We start from the raw sequence: 19,994 nt of genomic DNA, 5'->3' as shown, positions 1-19,994 counted from the left end.
GTCCGGGGCCACGGCGCCCCGCTCGCCCGGCCGGCCCGCTCGCCGCGGCGGGGCACTGGGCTGCCGATGTGCGGTCATACCGTGGTGCCGCATGGGTAGGAGCAGCACACGGGGAGACGCCGTCGACGGAAGCGAGAGTGCCTTGCCTTTTCTCACCATCGGTCATCGCGGGGTGATGGGTGTCGAACCGGAGAACACCCTGCGCTCGTTCGTCCACGCCGAGCAGGCCGGGATGGACCTCATCGAACTGGACCTTCACCTGAGCAAGGACGGCGCCCTCGCCGTCATGCACGACGCCGAAGTGGACCGTACGACCGACGGCAAGGGCCCGATCGCGGAGAAGACCCTGGCCGAACTGCGCGAACTCGACGCCGGCCGGGGTGAGCGGGTGCCGGTCTTCGAGGAGGTTCTCGACGCCGTGGGATCCCCGCTGCAGGCGGAGATCAAGGACGTGGCCGCCGCCCGCACGCTGGCGGAGGTGATGCGGCGGCGCGATCTCGTCGACCGGGTCGAGGTGATCTCGTTCCACGACGAGGCGATCGCCGAGATCGCGCAACTGGTTCCCGGGGTGCGCACGGCGCTCGTCGCCAGCCGCTGGGGCGACGACGTGACGGACCGCGCGAAGGCGGTGGGCGCCACCCGGCTGGTGCTCAACGTCCGGCGCATCACCCTGGAACTGGTCGAGAGGGCGCACTCCGAGGGGCTGACGGTGGTCGGCTGGGTGGTCAACACCCAGGACCACCTGCGGCTCGCCCGCGGGCTCGGGCTCGACGGCGCGACCACCGACTTCCCGGAGATCCGCCGCGCGGGCCGATTCACCGCATGACCACTGCTCAGCCCGTCGACAGGTCCTTGACCAGCAGCTCGAAGGCGAGATCGTCGCGCTGCGGAACACCGAAGCGCTCATCGCCGTACGGGAACGGGCTCAGCTCTCCCGTGCGGCGGTAGCCGCGCCGCTCGTACCAGGCGATCAGGTCGTGCCGGACCGAGATCACGGTCATGTGCATCTCCCGCGCCCCCCAGCTCTCCCGTACCGTGCGCTCGGCCTCGGCGATGATCACCTTGCCTAGTCCCCCGCCCTGGAGCGAGGGGCGGACCGCGAACATGCCGAAGTAGGCGGCCTCACCCCGGTGCTCGAGCTGGCAGCAGGCGACCGGTTCACCGTCGCGCTCCACCACGAGCAGCCGGCTGCCGGGGGCCTCCACGACCGCGCGGACCCCCTGCGGGTCGATGCGCTGCCCCTGCAGGATGTCTGCCTCGGTGGTCCATCCGGCGCGGCTGGAGTCACCGCGGTACGCGGACTGGATCAGCTCGACGAGCGCGAGCACATCTGCGTCGGTCGCGTCTCGGAAGGTCAGCTCTCCCGAGTCCCGGGGCGGGGCGGTGTTCATGAGGGGCTCTCCGTTTCTCTGCTGTGGCCGTGCCGCTGCAGAGTAACTCCCTCGTCAGGAGTCGAGGTCCTCGCGCCGGGACCCTGCGAGCCCGGCATGATCCGGACGAAAGGCCTGGCTCGCGGCACTACGCTCCGGATCATGGTTCATGTGCTGAGCAGCCGGATCCTGCTGCGCCCCACGGATCCCGAACGGTCACGTGCGTTCTACGGGGAGTCCCTCGGACTGCCGGTCTACCGGGAATTCGGCACCGGTCCCGAGCGGGGGACGGTCTACTTCCTGGGCGGCGGCTTCCTCGAACTCTCTGGACGCGGCGACGCGCCACCGGCTCCCGGGCTGCTGCTGTGGCTCCAGGTGGCTGATGTGCGGGCGGCGTACGAGGAGGTGTCGGCCCACGGGGTGGAGGTCCTGCGGGCACCTCGGCGTGAGCCCTGGGGACTCGACGAGATGTGGATCTCCGATCCGGACGGGGTCCGCATCGCCGTCGTCGAGGTGCCGGGGGACCACCCACTGCGCTTCCGGCCCTGACGTCCGGGGCCGCTCCCACCGGGCCACGTCGCCATTGCACCCCCGCCGCGCGCTCCCCCAGTACCCCAGTGCGCCGCGTACGGGTGTCCTGCCCCGGGCATCGACTAGGCAACGGCGATGTCGTTCGCCCGGGGGAGGTCTGCTGTGCATGGACAGGCGATGTCCGGCTGGCTGCTGATGGCGTTGTGCGCGCTGACCGGTGCGTACTGCCTGCTGCGTACCCGCAGCGGGACAGCGGAGGAGCGCAGGACGGCGCGGGCGGAGGCCCTGATGGGCTTCGGCATGGCCGCGATGGCGGTGCCCGCGGCCGTCTTCGCCCCGCCCGCGTGGGGATGGGCCGTGTACGCGGCGCTGTTCTGCGTCGCCGCGTTGCGCGCCCTCTGGTTCTCCCGCCGCAGCGGTCACCATCTGCATCATCTGGTCGGTTCCTCGGCGATGGTCTACATGGCCGTCGCGATGGCGGGGCCGGGCGGCGCGGCGCACGGCGGTCATGGATCGCACGCCATGGCCGCGGCCGGGGGCGTACCGCTGCTGACCGGACTCCTCCTCGCCTACTACGCCGTCTACGTACTGCGCTCGGGCGCCCGGCTGATCCCGGTGGCCGCGACGGCGACCAGTGGCGGGCCCGCGACGGGCGGAGCGCCGGCGACGGGCTGGACCATGCTGCCGGAGCTGGCGCTGGCCTGCCGGCTGACCATGGGGATATCGATGTTCGCGATGCTGCTCACTCTTTGAGGGAGCGGGCCGGGCAAACCGTGGCGTACGTCACTTGGCGAGCGCAGCCATACCCGTGTGTGCCGTACCCCTCATAGGCTGACGCCATGTTGGTCTCCCTCGCGCTGCTGCTGCTCGGTGCACTGGCCGCTGTCGTGACCCCGCGGCTGATGGCGCGGGCCGAATGGCCGGAGCGCGAGCCCGTTGTGGCGCTGTGGGTGTGGCAGTGCGTGGTGGCCGGTGTGCTGCTCTCGTTCGGACTGTCCATGACGTTCAGCGCGGCCGCGGCCTGGCAGGCGGTGCGCGGCCAGGTCTTCGCACCCGCGCCGCACGCTGTCGTCGACGCGTATGCCCTCGCGGCATACGGACCGTGGTCGGCGGTGATGGCCGTACTGCTGGCTCTCGGCGGTGTGTGGACGGCCGCGATGCTGACCCGGGAGATCCACCGGGCGCAGCTGCGGCGCAGGCAGCGCCGTGCCGAACTCCTGGTTCGTTCCCCGCTGATGCCCGGCGAGGAGCCCGGAAGTCAACGGCTGGTGGTGCTGGAGGGGGAACGCCCCGATGCCTGGTGGCTGCCGGGTGCGGCGCCCCAACTGGTCATCACCACAGCGGCGCTGGGAAGGCTGAAGGGCCGTCAGCTGGATGCGGTGCTCGCGCATGAGCAGGGTCATGCGAACGCGCGCCACGACTGGCTGCTGAACTGCTCCGCCGCGCTGGCATCCGGGTTTCCGCAGGTGCCGGTGTTCGCGGCCTTCCGCGGTGAGATGCACCGGCTCGTGGAGCTGGCCGCCGACGATGTGGCCTCACGACGCTTCGGCCGGCTGACGATCGCCCTGGCGCTGGTCGAACTCAACGAGGACCGGGGTGTGTTCGGCCCATGCCCGACACCGGACGCGTCGGTGCCGCTTCGGGTCAGCCGGCTGCTGGCGCCCGCGGGGCGCCTCACCGCGGGCCGCCGGCTGCGGCTGACCGCGGCGGCCGCGCTCGTACCGGCGATTCCGCTGCTGGTCGCGGTCGTTCCGGCGCTCAGCGCCCTGGGTTAGCGGGACAGAGCCGGGGGACAACGGGACGCCCCGCCCGGAAACGGGGTACCGGGATGGCCCGGCACACCCTTCGTCGGCGAGGATCCTTCCATGCATCACTCCACGCTCCTCTCCCGTCCGAACCACACCCGCTCCTCTCGGCAGGCCCTGCGGACCGGGACTGTCTGTGCGGCCCTCGCCCTGGTGCTGCTGGTCCTGGTCGCCGTGCGGTGGTCCCCGCTGATGGACCTGGACCGTACGGTCTCCGACGCCCTGCACCGGCGGGCGGTGACGGAGCCCGGCCTCGTCCACGTCAACCGGGTGCTGACGGACTGGCTGTGGGACCCCTGGACAATGCGCGCGCTGATCGCCGTTGCCGTGGTGGCCCTGTGGTGGCGCGGCGCCCGGCTGCTCGCGGGCTGGGTCGCTGCGACGACGTTGGCCTCCAGCCTGCTCCAGCAGGCAATCAAGGCCGCTGTCGGCCGGGAGCGTCCCCGGTGGCCGGACCCGGTGGACTCCGCCCACTACGCGGCGTTCCCCTCCGGGCACGCGATGACGGCCGTGGTGAGCTGCGGACTGCTGCTGTGGCTGCTGCGGCGGCACGGCACCGGACCCCGGATGTGGCGGGCGGCTCTGGCGGCGGCCTGGGTCTCGGTGCTCGGGGTCGGTGCGACCCGGCTCTACCTGGGCGTGCACTGGCCGTCCGATGTGCTGGGCGGGTGGCTGCTGGGGGCCGCACTGGTCGCGTTCGCGGTGGCCGGATTCGAACGGTACGAGTCGCGTGGGCGGCCTTTGCCCGGCGACTGAAAAGTCGCCCTTGCCGCGTCGTCGGCGCGTTGGAGAGGATCGAGGCCATGCAGATCAAGGGTGTGCTCTTCGACTTCTCCGGAACGCTGTTCCGGATCGAGTCCGTCCGGTCCTGGCTCGCCGCGGCCTTGGCCGAGCTGGGGTTGAGCGTGGACGAGGCCGCCTTCGACCGGTACGCAACGGAGCTGGAGGCCGCCTGCGCACTACCGGGCGGGCCCACTGCGCCGCGGGTCCCGGAGACCCTGGCCGAGGCCTGGGCCTCCCGTGACGAGAGCGCGCACCTGCACCGGGTCGCGTACACCGGTCTGGCCCGCCAGGTCGCACTGCCGGACCCCGGGCTGTACGACGCGCTGTACGAACGGCACCGGACCCCGGCGGCCTGGGCCCCGTATCCGGACGCGGCCGAGGTGCTGGGCGCACTGGCCGACAGCGGCATCCGGATCGGAGTGGTCAGCAACATCGGATGGGATCTGCGGCCGGTCTTCCGGGCGCACGGCCTGGACGCCTTCGTCGACGCCTATGTGCTGTCCTTCGAGCACGGCATCCAGAAGCCGGACGCACGACTCTTCCGCACCGCCTGCACACTTCTGGGACAGCATCCGACAGATGTGGTGATGGTCGGCGACAGCCGGCACGCGGACGGCGGAGCCGCCGCACTGGGCTGTGAGGTGCGGTTCGTGAAGCACGCACCGCTGGCCGAGCGGCCGCACGGACTACGGGAGCTCGGATTGGTGCCCGAGGTTGCCTGACGAACATGTGAGAGATGTCCCTTGCGCCCAATGGGTCGGATTGTCACATCGTGGCCTTAGCCTGGTAGGTATGCCCCCGACTCCGTGCCCGTCCGGCTCCGTGCGTTCCGCCGCAGTGGTGAATGAAGACATTCGCGAACTGTGGCAGCGCTCGGGCGGACGTCTGTCGCCGGAGGACGAGGAGGAGTACCAGCGGTTGCTGGTCGAGTGGGCCGCCGCCACGGGCGGCGGCGCCAGGTCCGCCGCCTGACCGCTGCCCGGTCGGGCGACCCCCTTTCGCCCTCCGTACCTCTCCACGATCTGCTCCGCGTCCGGTTTCCGGTTCGCTGTGCGGCGACCGTCGGCGCGTCGCACCCTGGAGGCATGACTTCTCCCCCGATCGTGATCTTCCGTCCGTCCCCCTCGGGCGGGCGACGCGTCACCGTGCAGCGTGACGGGCGGGTCCAGATACTCGGCCTCGCGCACTCCGACCACGATGTGATCGTGTTCCTGGAGGGTGCGGGGCTCGACGACCCGAGCGGATCCTGGACAAGCCCGAGTGGGTCGAGTGGCGGGGCGCTCGGGCGCACCGGTACGAGGCGGCCTGAGACGTCTGATTCCGGCGATCCCCTGCGTCGCCGGAACCAGCGGTCGCCCCGGTGGACCGGGTCCCGCGGAGCGCGCGGCTCCTGACGGTCCGCCTCCGGTCTACGCGGGTGTACAGCATGTCCCGGTGCGGCCCAGCGGTCAATGAACCGTCACGCGGGTGAAGTACGGCTCCCGGGTGAACACCGGTCCCGCAAGGTGAGGGACCCCTGCGGGACCGGTGCGGCAGCCGGGCCACGGGGCCGTACGGCCCAACGGCGGTCGGCACCATCAGGCCGTACGGCCCAACGGCAGTCCGGTCCGTCTGCTCAGCGGTCGAAGTAGTCCGGCTGCGTCTGGACATTGAGCTCGTCCGTCCGCACCCGCTTCGCCGGATCGGTGCGCCGGTCGTCGATCCTCAGGACGTCGAAGCCCTTGGCGATGTCGTTGGAGTAGATGTAGCCGTTGTAGTAGTACGCCGACCACGGGCCGGCCGTGGTGACCTGGTCCGTGCTGACGGGACCGCGCTCGAAGAAGCCGATCTCCTTCGGCTTCGAGGAGTCGGTGAAGTCCCACACCGAGACTCCGCCCTGGTACCAGGCCTGAACCATCAGGTCACGGCCCTTGACCGGGATGATCGAACCGTTGTGGGCGACGCAGACCTCGGTGTCGGCCTGCGGACGGTCGATCTTGAAGTAGCTGCGGAAGACCAGCTTGCGATGGTCACCCCTGCCGACGATGTCGTAGATGCCGTCGGCGCCGCGCTTCGGGCCGATCTCCTCGTTGCAGGTCGCCGCTCCACCGCCGCCGAGCTCATCGGTGAAAACGACCTTGTCCGCTCGCTGGTTGAACGTCGCCGAGTGCCAGAACGCGAAGTTCACGTTGTCCTGCACCCGGTCGATGATCTTCGGGTGCTCCGGGTCCTTGATGGAGAACAGCAGACCGTCACCCATGCATGCACCGGCAGCCAGGTCCTTGGACGGCAGCACGGTGATGTCGTGGCAGCCGGTGGTCCTGGAAACGCCCGGGTTCGTGGGCGCGCCCGGGTTTCCGCCGTCCGGGAAGAGCACCGGGAAGTTCACGACGCGGGACTCCTCGGGTGCCTGGCGCGGCACCTTGATGATGGAGATCCCGTCGTGCGGGGGCTGGCAGTCCGGGAACGCCTCACTCGGTGAGTACGAGGAGACGTACACGTATACGTTCTTGCGCTCGGGGACGAGCGTGTGGGTGTGCGATCCGCACGCGGTCTCGACGGCGGCGACGTACTTCGGATTGCGCTTGTCGCTGATGTCGAAGACCTTCATGCCCTCCCAGGAGGACTTCTCCGTGGCGGGCTGTGTGGTACTCGAGCACGAGTTGTCGCTGCGCGAGGAGTCGGTGGACAGGAAGAGCAGGTTCCCGGAGACGGAGATGTCGTTCTGCGATCCGGGGCACAGGACCTGGGCAACCGTCTTCGGCGACTTCGGATTGCTGATGTCGAAGATTCTGAAGCCGTCGTAGTTCCCGGCGAAGGCGTACTTCCCCTGGAACGCCAGGTCCGTGTTCAGCCCCTGGAGCGCGTCCTTCGGGACGTTGGCGAGGTGGGTGATGTTGCGGCTGTGGACGATCTCGTCCACGCCGGGTATCTCCCCGCTCCTGATCGCGGCGGTCGCCTCCGCCTCTTGGCGTGTGGAAGCGTCGGTTCGGATTGCGGTCGAGTCACCTGGGTCGGGTGTCGCGGCCGCGGGTCCGGCCATCAGCAGAGTCGCGAAGAGCCCGGCGGCGGCAGCCGCCACGCCCAGACGTCTGCGCCGCACCGGGGTGGTGTGCAACGAGGTCACTGCGTCCTCCCTTGGATCCGAATGTAGTTGACCGGTTCACGGACCCCGGCAGTATCGTCCTTCTCACGGGCACACCAACAGATGGCAACAGAGACGTAATGAAAGTTTCTGATCGCAGCTGTGTGTTGACGTGCTAGGACAGAGCGCAACCACCCATGTGTCAACGGAGGTTGCTTTGTTGATTTGTCGTCAGGTCCGGCGGTTCCGCGGATTCGCCCTCATCGTCGTCGTCAGCGCCGCCGTGCTCGCCTCGGCCGGCTGCGACGGGGGCGGCGGTGCCAACGGCTCGAAGGACCGTGCGGGCGGGGGTGGTTCGGTCGTGGCTCCCGGGAAGCCGGGGGAGCCCGCGCGTACGCTGTCGGCTTCACAGGCCGCGAAGGAGGCCGGGGTGGACACCCCCAACTCGGCGGACGTGCGCTACGTTCGGCTGATGATCCAGCACCACGCCCAGGCGCTGGTACTGACCCAACTGGTCCCCTCGCGTTCCGGCTCGGCCGCGGTCAAGCGGATCGCCGAGCGCATCACCGCGGCCCAGCAGCCCGAGATCGGCGCGATGAGGGGCTGGCTCAGCCGCCACGGCCGGCCGGAGCAGGCCGACGGCCACGACCACGGCGCGATGCCCGGTATGGCCACCGCCGGCCAGCTGAAACAGCTCCGCGCCGCGAAGGGCACGGCCTTCGATCAGCTGTTCCTCAAGCGGATGATCACCCACCACCAGGGTGCGGTCACCATGGCGACCGCGGTGCTGTCGGAGGGGAACAACGTCCAGGTCGAGGAGATGGCCGACGACGTCATCGCCCAGCAGACCGCCGAGATCGGCCGGATGCGCGCGCTCTCCTCCTGACGAATCACGCGGCGCACCTCTCCCCCACCGGGTCCCTCGGGGGGAAAGGTGCGCCGTGCAACGCGTCGCCGTCGCCCGTTGCGGCCCCTGCGGGATCTGCGTCGCCCAGGCTCTGGTGACGCATCCCCTGCCGCCCGATGTACCGCAGGCGGGACGCCGTTCCGGAGCATCGGGCTGCGGTTCCGCCTCCGCCCGGTCGAAGGCGGTTCCGCCTCCGCCCGGTCGAACTTCTTGAGCGTCGGGGCAGGTGGTCGGTCCCCGGACGAGCGTCGCCGATCGCCGCAGGAGCCCGGACAACCGGCGCCGTCCGGGCTCTTTACGAACCTGTCATGCCCCGGTAACTTCCTGACCGCAAAAGATTGCAGAAAAATTCAGATAGTTCTTGCTGTCGATTGCACTGCTCGCCCGAACCCCGAGGCGCGTCCGGGTTCTCCGGCGGGACCCGCGGCCGCTCGATGAGCACCGCGTTGTCGGCTGCGGCGGCCGGGAGGTCGTCGCACTCCCTCCTGGAGAGACGAATGAAACGCTCCCCTCACCTGCGGCTCAGACGCCCCCTCGCAGCCGCCGCGGCCGCTGCCGGACTGCTGGGCCTGCTCACCGCCGCACCGGACCCGGCGGGACCGTCATCCGCCGTACCCGTGGCGGCCGCGGAGAACACGGCAACGGTCTTCTACTACACCAAGACCCGTGACTGGTCCGCGTACAACCTTCACTACGCGCCCGACGGCGGCTCCTGGACCGCCGTGCCCGGCGTGCGCATGGAGGCCGCGTGCACGGACTGGGTCAAGAAGACCGTTTCGCTGGGCAGTTCATCGGGACTGGCCGCCACCTTCAACAACGGATCAGGGATCTGGGACAACAACTCCGGGAAGAACTACGCGCTGGGGACCGGCACCATCACCGTCAAGGACGGCGTGGTGGCGCACAGCGACCCGTGCGCCGGAACCGGGACCGACCCGGGCCCCTCGCCCGGTACGGGGAACAACGCGACGGTCTACTACTCGACCACGACCGTCGGCTGGAGCACCACCAACCTGCACTACCGGCCCACCGGCGGCTCCTGGACCACCGTGCCGGGCGTCGGCATGGAAGCGGCCTGCACCGGATGGGTGAAGCGCTCGGTCGACCTCGGCGCCGCCACGGAGATGCAGGCCGCGTTCAACAACGGCAACGGGGTCTGGGACAACAACAACGGCAGCGACTATCTCATCCCGGCGGGCGTCACCACGGTCAAGGACCGGAAGGTCACCAAGGACGCCGCGGACCCGTGCGTCGCCGAACCGCCGGACACCGAGGCACCCACCGTCCCGACCGCCGTGAAGGCCGACGCGGACGGCGTATCGGTCGTCCTCACCTGGGAACCGTCCAGCGACAACCGGGGAGTGACGAAATACCAGGTCACCCGTACCGGGGGCAGCAAGGGCACGATGGTGAGCGATGTCGGCTCGACCGTCTTCTCCGATGCGGGCCTGGAGGAGAAGACGGCATACAGCTATACCGTCAGGGCGGTCGACGCGGCGGGCAACACCTCTGCGCCCTCGACCGCCGCCAAGGCGACCACGGGGACCAGGCCCACGGCTCCGGCAACGGGCAAGCCGCTGGGCACCGACCCGCGCAAGGACCCGATCTACTTCGTCCTCACCGCCCGCTTCAACGACGGGGACGCGAGCAACAACAGAGGCGGCAACCAGGATGTGAAGTCCGGCAACGCCGCCAATAACGACCCGATGTTCCGCGGGGACTTCAAGGGCCTGGTCAACAAGCTCGACTACGTCAAGGGGCTCGGGTTCTCCGCGATCTGGATCACTCCGGTGGTCCTGAACCGGTCCGACTACGATTACCACGGCTATCACGGCTACGACTTCTACAAGGTCGACCCCCGGCTCGAATCGGCGGGCGCCTCGTACCAGGACCTGATAAACGCCGCGCACGCCAAGGGCATGAAGATCTACCAGGACGTCGTCTACAACCACTCCTCGCGCTGGGGCGCCAAGGGCCTGTACACGCCGACCGTCTACGGGGTCCGGGACAGCCAATGGAGCTGGTACTACGACGAGAAGAAGGAAGGTTTCGCGTACGACGGTCTGACGATCGATCCCAAGACCGGCAAGTCGTACTACAACGGTGACCTGTGGTCCACCGAGGAGCCGGCCGGCAACACCTGCGTGGACTGGGGCAAGCCCACGCAGTACACCTCCCCGGAGGGCTACAGGATCTACAACTGCCAGTGGCCGAACCCCACTTCCGGCATGTTCCCGAAGGCGTACTACCACAACTGCTGGCTGGGGAACTGGGAGGGCGAGGACTCTCGCTCCTGCTGGCTGCACGACGACCTGGCCGACTTCAACACCGAGTCGGCACCCGTCCAGAACTACCTGATCGGGGCGTACAACAAGTACATCGACATGGGCGTCGACGGCTTCCGCATCGACACCGCCGTTCACATTCCGCGCACCACCTGGAACCGCCGGTTCCTGCCGGCGATCCAGGAGCGCGTCACCCAGCAGTTCGGCGCGGAGGCGGCGAAGAACTTCTTCGTCTTCGGTGAGGTGGGCGCGTTCGTCAACGACAAGTGGAACCGCGGATCGGTCAACCACTCCGCGCAGTTCTTCACGTGGAAGGAGCGCAAGGAGTACGACGCCGACGACACCAAGGCCGCACTGGAGATGTACGACCACGAGGAGAAGCTGGGCACCGGGGCGCAGCCGACGTCCACCAACTCCTTCCTGGACGGGAACGCCTATCACACGCCCGACCACAGCAAGTTCTCCGGCATGAACGTCATCGACATGCGGATGCACATGAACTTCGGGGATGCCAACAACGCGTACAACAACGGCAAGGACTCGGACGACAGTTACAACGACGCCACGTACAACGTCGTCTACGTGGACAGCCACGACTACGGTCCCAACAAGAGCGGTGAGCGCTATGCGGGCGGCACCGACGCCTGGGCCGAGAACATGGCCCTGATGTGGACGTTCCGCGGCATCCCGACCCTGTACTACGGATCGGAGGTTGAGTTCCAGGCCGGCAAGAAGATCGACTGCGGGCCCAGCTGCCCGCTGGCGACCACCGGCCGCGCCTACTACGGCGACCGTCTCGCGGGCACGGTCGAGGCGTCCGACTTCGGCAAGGTCTCGTCGGCCACCGGCGAGGTCGCGAACACGCTGAGCAAGCCCCTGGTCAAGCATGTCCAGCGGCTCAACGACATCCGCCGTGCGGTGCCGGCCCTGCAGATGGGCCAGTACTCCACCGAGGGCATCACCGGGGGAATGGCGTACAAGCGGCGCTATACCGACGCCGCCAGCGGAGTGGACAGCTTCGCCCTGGTGACGGTCACCGGCGCGGCCACGTACACCGGTGTCCCCAACGGCACCTACAAGGACGCCGTCACCGGTGACACCCAGGTGGTGGCGAACGGCAGGCTGACCGTGGCGGCCCCCGGCAAGGGCAACATGCGGGTCTACGTCCTGGACCTCGGCGGCCGCAACGCCGCTCCGGGGAAGGTCGGGGCTGCGGGTCCGTACCTGAAGTAGCACGGCATGCCAGGAGGCCCGGCCCGCGGAGTGTGCGACATCCGCGGGCCGGGCCGTTTCATGGGCGCGGCCGGGGGCTCAGCCCGTGACGGCGGCGAGGTGCGGGAACCTGAACTCGGTCCGGCTGCGGAAGACTTCGTCCGGGCGCAGGACGGTGCCGGGGTGGTCCGGCCGGTTGGGCGAGTCGGGCAGGTGCTGGGTCTCCAGGCAGACGGCGCTGTGGCGGTCGTGGCGCCCGCCGCCGGGGGCGGCGAGGGTGCCGTCGAGCTGGTTGGCGGTGTAGACCTGGATGCCGGGTTCGGTGGTCCACACCTCCATGATCCGGCCGGCCCCGGGGGCGGTGAGACGGGCGGCCCGGCGCAGTCCCGTCCCGGGAGCGCGGAGGATCCAGCAGTGGTCGAAGCCGCCCGCCCTGCGCAGTTGCTCGTCGGGGAGCGCGATCCGTTCCCCGACGGTGCACGGGGCGGTGAGGTCGAACGGGGTGGCGTGCACCGTCGTGGCCGGGCCCTCGGGGATGCCGTCCTCGTCGACGGGAAGGTAGCTGTCGGCGTCCACCTGGAGCGTGTGGCCGCGGATGTCGCCCTGTGCGGCGAGGTCGAAGTAGGCGTGGTTGGTGAGGTTGACGACGGTGGGGCGGTCCGTGGTCGCGGTGTAGTCGAGGGCCAGCGTGCCCGCCGCGTCGAGGGCGTAGGTGACGGTGACGTCCAGCGCTCCGGGAAATCCCATGTCGCCGTCGGCGCTGTGCAGGGTGAGTCGGAGCGTCGCGGCCGCGTCGGTGGCCTCCCCGGCCGCCTGCCAGACACGGGTGTGGAAGCCGCCGGGCCCGCCGTGCAGGGCGTGCCCCCGGTCGGTGGCGGGGACCTGGTACTCCGCCTCGTCGAGGGTGAACCGGCCGTACGCGATGCGGTTGGCGAAGCGGCCGATGAGAGCGCCGAAGAACGGGTTGCCGCCCGTGTAGTCGTCCAGGCCCGGCAGCGACCGGACGACGGACGCGGGGGCTCCGGCGGTGTCCGGCACGGTGAGGCGGTGCAGGATGCCGCCGTAGGTGAGGATCTCGGCCCGGACTCCGGCGCCGGAATCGAGCGTCCAGACATCGACGTCCGTGTTCCCATGGGCGCCGAACGGATTGCGGTTCACGGTGGGGCGAGGCATCAGAGATCCTTGGGACGAGCGGACGAGCGGACGGCCGGGCTGGGCGGGTACGGCCGGAGCGGGTGTGCCGGGCGCCGCGCGGGGCGGACCGCGGTTCGACGACGGGCCCTGGCGGTCTTCGTCCGGACCGTGCCGGGCTCGCGGAGTCCGGCGCGGTCCGGGCATTTTCTAGGGCCGGGGGGCGGTGGATTCCCGGACGATGAGCCGGTAGCCGGGCCGGGGCCGCCGGGGTGCGGGCACCGGGTCGCCGGAGAGGCGTTCGACGAGGCTGTCGACGGCGAGCCGGGCGATGGCCTTCTTGTCCGGAGCGACCGTGGTCAGGGTGGTGGCTCCGTAGAGGCTCTCCTCGATGTCGTCGAACCCGACGACGGCGACGTCCTCGGGAATGCGCAGGCCACGTTCGGAGAGGGTGCGCATCGCCCCGATGGCGATGAGGTCGTTGTACGCGAACACGGCGTCGGGCTGCTCCCCGCGGTCCAGGAGGGCCGCCATCGCCGTGGCCCCGTCCTCGCGGCCGTAGCCGTCGGTGACCACGACCAGCGACTCGTCGGGGGTGATGCCCTCGGCGGCGAGCTCCTCACGCCAGCCGCGCAGCCGGAGATGGGCCGGCTGCCGTTCGCGGCCGGTGCGTGAGCCGAGGAAGGCGATCCGCCGGTTCCCCTGATCGATGAGATGGCGCACGGCCTCGCGGGAGGCCGCCACGTTGTCGATGGCGATGTGGTCGTACGGGGCCTCGTACTCGCGCTCGCCCAGCAGCACCAGTGGGGCGGTCTCGGTGCGCGCCATCAGGTCCTCGGTCTCCAGATGGATGGGGCTGAGGATGAGGCCGTCGATCACATGGGACCGGAATCCCTGGCTGACCAGGAGCTCCTTCTCCCGCAGACCGCCGGTGTGGTCGACCAGCACGGTGTAGTCGTGCCGGGCGGCCGCGTCGACGACCTCACCGGCCAGTTCCGCGAAGTACGGGTTGCCGAACTCGGGGACGGCGAGGGCGATGATGCCCGTGCGGCCCTTGCGCAGATGCCGGGCGGTGAGGTTCGGACGGTAGCCGAGCTCGTCGATGGCCTGCTGCACCTTGGCGCGCATCTTCGGTGTGACGTGCTGATAGTTGTTCACCACGTTCGACACGGTCTTGATGGATACGCCCGCCCGTTGCGCAACGTCCTTGAGGCTGACGCCCACGGCACTCCCTGAATCGACTTGACGCGCGTTGAAGCGCAGTGGCCCGGCTCTGCCCCGGTTCGGCTCGCCCCGTGCCGGGACCGCGGCCCCGGCACGGGTTCAAGTGGTACGGGTTCAAGTGGTTCTGCGGCTGCGCGCCAGGTAGCGCTGTGCCACGACGACAACGATAAGGAACCCCCCGCTGACCACCGACTGGTACGAGGAATTCAGCGAGCCGATCTGGTTGATCAGATTCTGGATGACGGCGAGCAGCAGTACGCCCCAGAGCGTTCCGCTGATCGATCCGGCGCCGCCGATCAGGAGCGTGCCGCCGATGACGACGGCGGAGATCGCGTCGAGTTCCATGCCCACGCCGACGATGGTGACCCCGGACGACAGCCTGGCCGCGTTGAGCGCGCCGGCAAGTCCGGCCAGCAGTCCGCTGAGCGCGTAGACCAGGACCTTGGTACGGGCCACGGGCAGGCCCATCAGGGTGGCCGCGTCGCTGCTGCCGCCCACCGCGAAGAGCGTCTGTCCGAACGAGGTGCGCTGCAGCACCAGCCCGCCGATGCCGAACAGCACGAGGGCGATCAGGATCGGGTAGCCGAAGCCCCGGACGCTGCCCTGCCCGAGCTCGGCGAAGGCCGAACCCTTGGGGACCAGGTAGGTGGTGGCCCCCTCGTCGGTGAAGGCGAGGAGTATGCCGCGGGCCCCCAGCAGGGTGGCGAGCGTGACGATGAACGGTGCCATCCCGGCGCGGGCGACCAGGAAGCCGTTGAGCAGTCCGATCGCACCGCACACCACGAGTGGTACGAACAGCGCGGCCAGGAAGCCCCATTGCGAGGCCCAGGCGGCGAGGACGCCGCCCAGCGCGAAGACGGATCCGACGGACAGGTCGATGCCGCCGGTGATGATGACCATGGTCATGCCGAGGGCCACCACGGCGAGGAACGACGCCTGTACGGTCACGCCGCGGGCGTTGTCCAGGGTGGCGAACGTCGGGTAGATGAAGGACGCGACGATCACGACCGTGAGCAGGACCGCGAGCACGCCCTGGCGCTGGAGGAGTTCGGCGAGCCGTTGCCCGAGCGGGGGTGGGGCGCCGGTCACGGGGCGGGGCGCGCCGCCGCCGGCCGCTGCGGGGGTCTTGCGCGGCGCCGGGGCCTGGGCCACCGGGGCGGGTGAGGTTTCGTTCATCGGGACCGACGCTCCCGGGCGACGTAGACGGCGGCGATGATGATGGCCGCCTGGGCGATCTGTGCGGTGGAGTCGGGCAGGTCGTGCTTGACGAGGGTGGCGCGCAGCAGCTGCATCAGCAGGGCACCCGCGACCGTGCCGAGTACGCGGATGGAACCGCCGTTGAGCGGGGTGCCGCCGACCACGACCGCCGTGATGGCGGAGAGCTCCATGAGGGTGCCCAGAGAGGAGGGGTCGCTGGCGGTGAGCCTGGCGGTGGCGAGGATGCCGGCCAGTGCGGCCAGCACTCCGCAGAGCATGTACACACCGATCAGTACCCGGCGTACGGGCAGTCCGGCGAGGGAGGCGGCGGACCGGTTGCCGCCGATGGCGACGACCTGGCGGCCGAAGGTGGTGCGCTGGACCAGGAAGGCGACGGCGACCGCGAGGACCGCGGCGATGAGCACGACCAGCGGGATGCCGAGGAAGGATCCGGTGCCGAGCGAGAGCAGGTCGGGGTTGACGATCTGCTTGAGCTGACCGTCCGCCATGACCAGGGCCAGGCCGCGGCCGCCGACGAACAGCGCGAGTGTGGCGACGATCGGCTGGAGCCCGACGAGGGAGACCAGCGTGCCGTTGACCGCTCCGACGAGCGCACCGGCCAGCAGCGCCATGACGAGCGCGGGCACCAGCCCGTACCCGAGGTAGAGCGGCAGGAGCGCGGCGGCCACCGCCATGGTCGAGCCGACGGAGAGGTCGACGCCCTCGGTGCCGATCACCAGGGCCATGCCCAGGGCGACGATGACGATGGGGGCGACCTGGACGAGCTGGGTGCGAAGGTTGTCCGCGGTCATGAAGTGTTCGGTGAACAGCGCGTTGAAGAGGAGCACCACCGCGACGGCGAGGTACACGCCGTACTCCTGGTACCAGGCGGGGTCGCGCAGCCGCGCCAGGGGGCGGGCGGCGGGTGTGGAGAGCGTGGCCTGGGTCATCGGGGGTCCTCCTGAGCGGCCGGGGCCTTCCCTGCGGGCGCCGGTGAGTGGTCGGCGAGCACTTCGAGCAGATGGCTCTCGGCCACCTCGTCGCCCGCCAGTTCGCCCGCGACCGCGCCGCCGCGCAGGACGACGATGCGGTCGGCGCCCTCGATGAGTTCCTCGATGTCGGAGGAGATGAGCAGGACGGCGAGGCCCTCGCGGGCGAGGTCGTCGATGAGGCTCTGGACCTCGGCCTTGGCGCCGACGTCGATGCCGCGGGTGGGCTCGTCGAGCAGCAGGACCTTGGGCTCCAGACAGAGCCAGCGGGCCAGCAGTACCTTCTGCTGGTTGCCGCCGGAGAGCTCGCCGACCTTCTGCTCGGGGCTCGCCGCCTTGATCCGCAGCCGCTTCATGAAGATGTCGACGATGCGGTCCTGCCTGGCGCGGGAGACGACACCGGCGCGGGAGAGCCGCGGCATCGCGGCCAGCACGATGTTCTCGCGGACCGAGAGGCCGGGGACGATGCCCTCGGCCTTGCGGTCCTCGGGCAGCAGGCTGATGCCGGCCCGGATGGCGCCGGCGGAGGTGAGCCTGCGCAGGGTGCGTCCGCCGACCCCGATCTCACCGGAGTCCAGGCTCAGCGCACCGGCCAGGGCCTTCGCGGTCTCACTGCGGCCCGAGCCGAGGAGACCGCCGAGGCCGAGCACCTCACCGGCGTACAACGACAGTGATATGTGGTGGAGTTGGTGGTTGCGGGAAAGGCCGGTCGCGGTGAGCACCGGGGTGCGCGCGGCGTCGTGGCCCTCGGGGCCGAAGCTGGTGAGGCCGGAGCGGCTGACCTCCGCCATGTCACGGCCGAGCATCATCGAGACGAGTTGCATGCGGTCGAGGTCGGCGAGGTCGCCGGTGTGGATGTGGCGGCCGTCGCGGAGCACGGTGACGCGGTCGCAGATCCGGTAGAGCTCATCCATGCGGTGGCTGACGTAGAGCACCGCGATGCCGCGTTCGCGCAGGTCCTCGATGACCCGGAAGAGGGTCTCGACCTCGCGCGGTTCCAGCGAGGAGGTGGGTTCGTCCATGATGACGACCTGGGCGTTGACCGAGACGGCGCGGGCGAGGGCGACCATCTGCTGGGTGCCGATGCCCAGGGTGTGCAGGGGCCGCTTCGGGTCGACGCGTACGCCGAAGCCGTCGAGCAGTTCGGTGGTCTCGCGGTGCATACGGCCGAAGTCGATCAGGCCGAAACGGTTCTTCGGCTCACGTCCCAGGAAGATGTTGCGCGCCACGCTCATCAGCGGGACGAGGTTCACCTCCTGGTAGATCGTGGAGATACCGGCCTGTTGCGCCTCGAACGGCCGGGCGAAGGACACCTGTTGTCCGGTCAGCCGCAGCTCGCCCTCGTCGGGCTGGTACACACCGGTCAGCACCTTGATCAGGGTGGACTTGCCGGCTCCGTTCTCGCCCACCAGTGCGTGGGTCTCCCCGGCGCGCAGGGAGAAGGTGACGTCGTCGAGGGCGACGACGCCCGGGAAACGCTTGCTAACCGAGCGGGCTTCGAGGACGGCGCCGGCCGGTGCGGTGATCTCCTCCGCGGCGGCCGGCACGGGTGCCTCCTTCGCGGCGGCGCCCGGCTCCGGCGGCTGCGGTACTGCTTCGGGTGGTGCCATGGCTGGTCTTGGCCTTCCGCTCTTCCAAGGGTGTGGGCCCGGTGGCCGCCGCGACGGGTGGGAGCGTCGTGGCGGCGGTTCAGCCGCCGGGTGCCGGTGCGGGCGGGGGGGCGGGGCGCGTACGGATCGGTACGCGCCCCGCCCGTCCCGGTGGCATCCCTGCGGGTACTACGGGCAGATGGGGCCGGTCACAGTCAGAACGCGCCGCCGAGCGAGGCCTTGGCGTTGGTCTCGTCGTAGGCGCGGTCGGAGATGATGACGTTCTCCGGGATCTCCTCGCCGCCGTAGAACTTCTGGGCGGTCGCGAAGGCCAGCGGGCCGAAGCGCGGGTTCGACTCGATGACGGCGTTGTACTCGCCGTTGACCAGGGCCTGAACGGCGTTGCGGGTGCCGTCGACGGAGACGATCTTGACGTCCTTGCCGGGCTTCTTGCCGGCCGCCTTCAGCGCGGTGACCGCGCCGAGACCCATCTCGTCGTTCTCCGCGTAGACGGCGGTGATGTCGGGCTTGGACTGGATGAGCTGCTCCATGACCTGCTGGCCCTTGTCGCGGGCGAACTCGCCGGTCTGCTGGGCGACGATCTCCAGGCCGGGCGCCTTGGCCTTGAGCTGGTCGACGAAGCCCTTGGTGCGGTCGGTGGTGACGTTGTTGCCCGAGGCACCGAGGAGGATGGCGACCTTGCCCTTGCCGCTGGTCGTCTTGATCATCGCGTCGGCCGCACGCTTGCCCTGCTCGACGAAGTCGGAGCCGAGGAAGGCCACATAGTCCTTGCACGCGGTGGAGTTGAGCTTGCGGTCGATGGTGAGGACCGGGACCTTCTTGGCGGCGGCGGCCTTCAGCGCCGGCTCCAGGCCGTCGGAGTTCAGCGGGGCGACGATGAGGAACTGGGCGCCCTGGGACAGCATGTCCTGGATGTCGCTGATCTGCTTGGACAGCTGCGACTGGGCGTTGGTGGTGAGCAGCTTCTTGACGCCGACCTTCTTGGCCTCGTCCTTGATGGACTGGGTCTCGGCGATCCGGAACGGGTTGGCCTCCTTCTCCGACTGGGAGAAGCCGACCACCGCGTCCTTCAGGTCCAGCTTCGGCGACCCGTAGGTCTGCAGCGAGCAGCCGGAACCGGACGAGGTCTCAGGGGACTTGGCCGCCTGGGCGCCCTGGCTGCTGTCAGCGGACGCGTTGTCGGAGCCCTCCGACTTGGAACAGCCGGAGGCGGCCAGCGTGGCGGTGGCGGCGAGGAGACAGGCCACGGCGAGGGTACGGGTTCGGCGCTGGATCATCATGCGCGGGAGCTCCTTGGCGGGATGACGGCACACCGACGGGCGTGCGGTCGGGCATGGCTGGACGATGCATCGGCCGCTCGGCGGCTGATGTCACTGCATTCCTCACGACCCCCGCCAGTGCTTCACCGGGGTGGCCCCCAGCTGCACGAACTGCGGTCGTGAGAGCCTGCGCGGCCTCTCGGCGGCTCGGTTTACAACGTTATATAGGCGGTGCGGCACAGGCGGCAAGAGCGTTGTCGATGCGTTTCCAAAACGTTTCGGAGTCGACCGGGCCGAACGGCGGCCCCCATCCCACCGGTTGCCGCCGCACCACTGGACAGCTGCCCGGCGCCGTGCTGTCATACCGCCGGAAGCAATTTTTCTAACGTTGCAAGACCTTTGCCACGCGGCCCTTCCTGCCGCGACGGCACGCCTTGCCGTGCGCGCGTTCCGGCATCCCTGCGGACCGGTGCGTCATGGCGGCCCGCACCTGCCGTGCGCCGACGGGCTCAGGCGCCCCGCGCCTGCGGGTATCCCGGAGAAGCCCCGGCGAACGGGCTTCCTCCGGCCGTGCTGACCACCCCGGTCGCCGGCCGTCGCTTCGGCCGGGGACCGGGGTGGTGCTCC

General features: G+C 69.9%; 17 protein-coding genes and 1 pseudogene. 10 read left to right on the top strand and 8 right to left on the bottom strand.

Annotated features, from left to right (window positions below; translation table 11 throughout):
* Positions 1-142 precede the first annotated feature (142 nt).
* Positions 143-826, top strand: coding sequence for a glycerophosphodiester phosphodiesterase (locus tag FHX80_RS30400; RefSeq protein WP_145767714.1), 684 nt, complete (start codon positions 143-145; stop codon positions 824-826).
* Positions 827-833: 7 nt separating this feature from the next.
* On the opposite strand, the gene FHX80_RS30395 is transcribed toward FHX80_RS30400, so the two are convergent.
* Positions 834-1,391 carry a GNAT family N-acetyltransferase gene (locus FHX80_RS30395; protein ID WP_145767713.1) on the bottom strand — a complete coding sequence of 186 codons (558 nt, stop codon included), beginning with the start codon at positions 1,389-1,391 and terminating at the stop codon, positions 834-836.
* A 141-nt stretch (positions 1,392-1,532) separates the two neighbouring features.
* Here FHX80_RS30395 and FHX80_RS30390 point away from each other — a divergent pair, with 141 nt between their 5' ends.
* The 7 genes and pseudogenes from FHX80_RS30390 to FHX80_RS36145 all read left to right on the top strand — a co-directional run bounded on the left by FHX80_RS30390 (position 1,533) and on the right by FHX80_RS36145 (position 5,798).
* Positions 1,533-1,919 carry a VOC family protein gene (locus tag FHX80_RS30390; RefSeq protein WP_145767711.1) on the top strand — a complete coding sequence of 129 codons (387 nt, stop codon included), beginning with the start codon at positions 1,533-1,535 and terminating at the stop codon, positions 1,917-1,919.
* Between the two features lie 144 nt (positions 1,920-2,063).
* Positions 2,064-2,654, top strand: a complete 591-nt coding sequence (locus FHX80_RS30385; protein ID WP_145767709.1) for a DUF5134 domain-containing protein — start codon at positions 2,064-2,066, stop codon at positions 2,652-2,654.
* Positions 2,655-2,740: 86 nt separating this feature from the next.
* Positions 2,741-3,676: a M56 family metallopeptidase gene (locus tag FHX80_RS30380; protein WP_145767707.1), complete on the top strand. Its 936-nt coding sequence runs from the start codon at positions 2,741-2,743 to the stop codon at positions 3,674-3,676.
* Between the two features lie 90 nt (positions 3,677-3,766).
* The gene (locus FHX80_RS30375) at positions 3,767-4,462 is read left to right on the top strand and encodes a phosphatase PAP2 family protein (RefSeq protein ID WP_145767706.1); all 696 of its coding nucleotides are present in this window, start codon (positions 3,767-3,769) and stop codon (positions 4,460-4,462) included.
* Between the two features lie 47 nt (positions 4,463-4,509).
* Positions 4,510-5,211 (top strand): HAD family hydrolase, encoded by a 702-nt coding sequence (locus tag FHX80_RS30370; protein ID WP_145767705.1) that lies wholly within the window; start codon positions 4,510-4,512, stop codon positions 5,209-5,211.
* A gap of 70 nt (positions 5,212-5,281) precedes the next feature.
* Positions 5,282-5,461 (top strand): hypothetical protein, encoded by a 180-nt coding sequence (locus FHX80_RS30365; RefSeq protein ID WP_145767703.1) that lies wholly within the window; start codon positions 5,282-5,284, stop codon positions 5,459-5,461.
* A gap of 113 nt (positions 5,462-5,574) precedes the next feature.
* Positions 5,575-5,798, top strand: a pseudogene (locus FHX80_RS36145) (hypothetical protein).
* Positions 5,799-6,104: 306 nt separating this feature from the next.
* Here the strand turns inward: FHX80_RS36145 and FHX80_RS30355 are convergent.
* Complete coding sequence (locus FHX80_RS30355; protein WP_145767701.1) at positions 6,105-7,595, bottom strand: LVIVD repeat-containing protein; 1,491 nt, start codon at positions 7,593-7,595, stop codon at positions 6,105-6,107.
* Positions 7,596-7,770: 175 nt separating this feature from the next.
* On the opposite strand from FHX80_RS30355, the gene FHX80_RS30350 reads away from it, so the two are divergent.
* Together FHX80_RS30350 and FHX80_RS30345 are read left to right on the top strand one after the other, a co-directional pair.
* Positions 7,771-8,439 carry a DUF305 domain-containing protein gene (locus FHX80_RS30350; protein ID WP_145767699.1) on the top strand — a complete coding sequence of 223 codons (669 nt, stop codon included), beginning with the start codon at positions 7,771-7,773 and terminating at the stop codon, positions 8,437-8,439.
* A 518-nt stretch (positions 8,440-8,957) separates the two neighbouring features.
* A complete protein-coding gene (locus tag FHX80_RS30345; RefSeq protein WP_145767698.1) occupies positions 8,958-11,978 on the top strand; it encodes a carbohydrate binding domain-containing protein in 3,021 nt (1,006 codons plus the stop codon).
* A 78-nt stretch (positions 11,979-12,056) separates the two neighbouring features.
* Here FHX80_RS30345 and FHX80_RS30340 read toward each other — a convergent pair whose 3' ends face one another.
* The 6 genes from FHX80_RS30340 to FHX80_RS30315 form a co-directional block, all read right to left on the bottom strand.
* Complete coding sequence (locus FHX80_RS30340; protein ID WP_145767696.1) at positions 12,057-13,130, bottom strand: aldose epimerase family protein; 1,074 nt, start codon at positions 13,128-13,130, stop codon at positions 12,057-12,059.
* Between the two features lie 168 nt (positions 13,131-13,298).
* Positions 13,299-14,312, bottom strand: coding sequence for a LacI family DNA-binding transcriptional regulator (locus tag FHX80_RS30335; protein WP_145767694.1), 1,014 nt, complete (start codon positions 14,310-14,312; stop codon positions 13,299-13,301).
* 114 nt (positions 14,313-14,426) lie between these two features.
* Positions 14,427-15,488 (bottom strand): ABC transporter permease, encoded by a 1,062-nt coding sequence (locus FHX80_RS30330; protein WP_145767693.1) that lies wholly within the window; start codon positions 15,486-15,488, stop codon positions 14,427-14,429.
* A complete protein-coding gene (locus FHX80_RS30325) occupies positions 15,485-16,459 on the bottom strand; it encodes an ABC transporter permease (RefSeq protein ID WP_145767691.1) in 975 nt (324 codons plus the stop codon). Before FHX80_RS30325 ends, FHX80_RS30330 begins: the two co-directional genes overlap by 4 nt.
* On the bottom strand, positions 16,456-18,108 hold the full coding sequence (locus tag FHX80_RS30320) for a sugar ABC transporter ATP-binding protein (RefSeq protein WP_145767689.1): 1,653 nt from the start codon (positions 18,106-18,108) through the stop codon (positions 16,456-16,458). Before FHX80_RS30320 ends, FHX80_RS30325 begins: the two co-directional genes overlap by 4 nt.
* A 194-nt stretch (positions 18,109-18,302) precedes the next feature.
* On the bottom strand, positions 18,303-19,388 hold the full coding sequence (locus FHX80_RS30315) for an ABC transporter substrate-binding protein (protein ID WP_145767687.1): 1,086 nt from the start codon (positions 19,386-19,388) through the stop codon (positions 18,303-18,305).
* Between the last annotated feature and the right edge of the window lie 606 nt (positions 19,389-19,994).

Source organism: Streptomyces brevispora (assembly GCF_007829885.1).
GTDB classification, from domain to species: Bacteria; Actinomycetota; Actinomycetes; order Streptomycetales; family Streptomycetaceae; genus Streptomyces; species Streptomyces brevispora.
The sequence above is the reverse complement of the archived record's forward strand: the minus strand, read 5'-3'. Positions and strand labels throughout refer to the sequence as shown.

Excerpts from the sequence above, each read along its gene's own strand:
- FHX80_RS30325 (WP_145767691.1), bottom strand. The coding sequence starts at position 16,459 with ATGACCCAGGCCACGCTCTCCACACCCGCCGCCCGCCCCCTGGCGCGG.
- FHX80_RS30370 (WP_145767705.1), top strand. The coding sequence starts at position 4,510 with ATGCAGATCAAGGGTGTGCTCTTCGACTTCTCCGGAACGCTGTTCCGG.
- FHX80_RS30315 (WP_145767687.1), bottom strand. The coding sequence starts at position 19,388 with ATGATGATCCAGCGCCGAACCCGTACCCTCGCCGTGGCCTGTCTCCTC.
- FHX80_RS30340 (WP_145767696.1), bottom strand. The coding sequence starts at position 13,130 with ATGCCTCGCCCCACCGTGAACCGCAATCCGTTCGGCGCCCATGGGAAC.
- FHX80_RS30375 (WP_145767706.1), top strand. The coding sequence starts at position 3,767 with ATGCATCACTCCACGCTCCTCTCCCGTCCGAACCACACCCGCTCCTCT.
- FHX80_RS30365 (WP_145767703.1), top strand. The coding sequence starts at position 5,282 with ATGCCCCCGACTCCGTGCCCGTCCGGCTCCGTGCGTTCCGCCGCAGTG.
- FHX80_RS30390 (WP_145767711.1), top strand. The coding sequence starts at position 1,533 with ATGGTTCATGTGCTGAGCAGCCGGATCCTGCTGCGCCCCACGGATCCC.
- FHX80_RS30330 (WP_145767693.1), bottom strand. The coding sequence starts at position 15,488 with ATGAACGAAACCTCACCCGCCCCGGTGGCCCAGGCCCCGGCGCCGCGC.
- FHX80_RS30345 (WP_145767698.1), top strand. The coding sequence starts at position 8,958 with ATGAAACGCTCCCCTCACCTGCGGCTCAGACGCCCCCTCGCAGCCGCC.
- FHX80_RS30380 (WP_145767707.1), top strand. The coding sequence starts at position 2,741 with ATGTTGGTCTCCCTCGCGCTGCTGCTGCTCGGTGCACTGGCCGCTGTC.
- FHX80_RS30320 (WP_145767689.1), bottom strand. The coding sequence starts at position 18,108 with ATGGCACCACCCGAAGCAGTACCGCAGCCGCCGGAGCCGGGCGCCGCC.
- FHX80_RS30395 (WP_145767713.1), bottom strand. The coding sequence starts at position 1,391 with ATGAACACCGCCCCGCCCCGGGACTCGGGAGAGCTGACCTTCCGAGAC.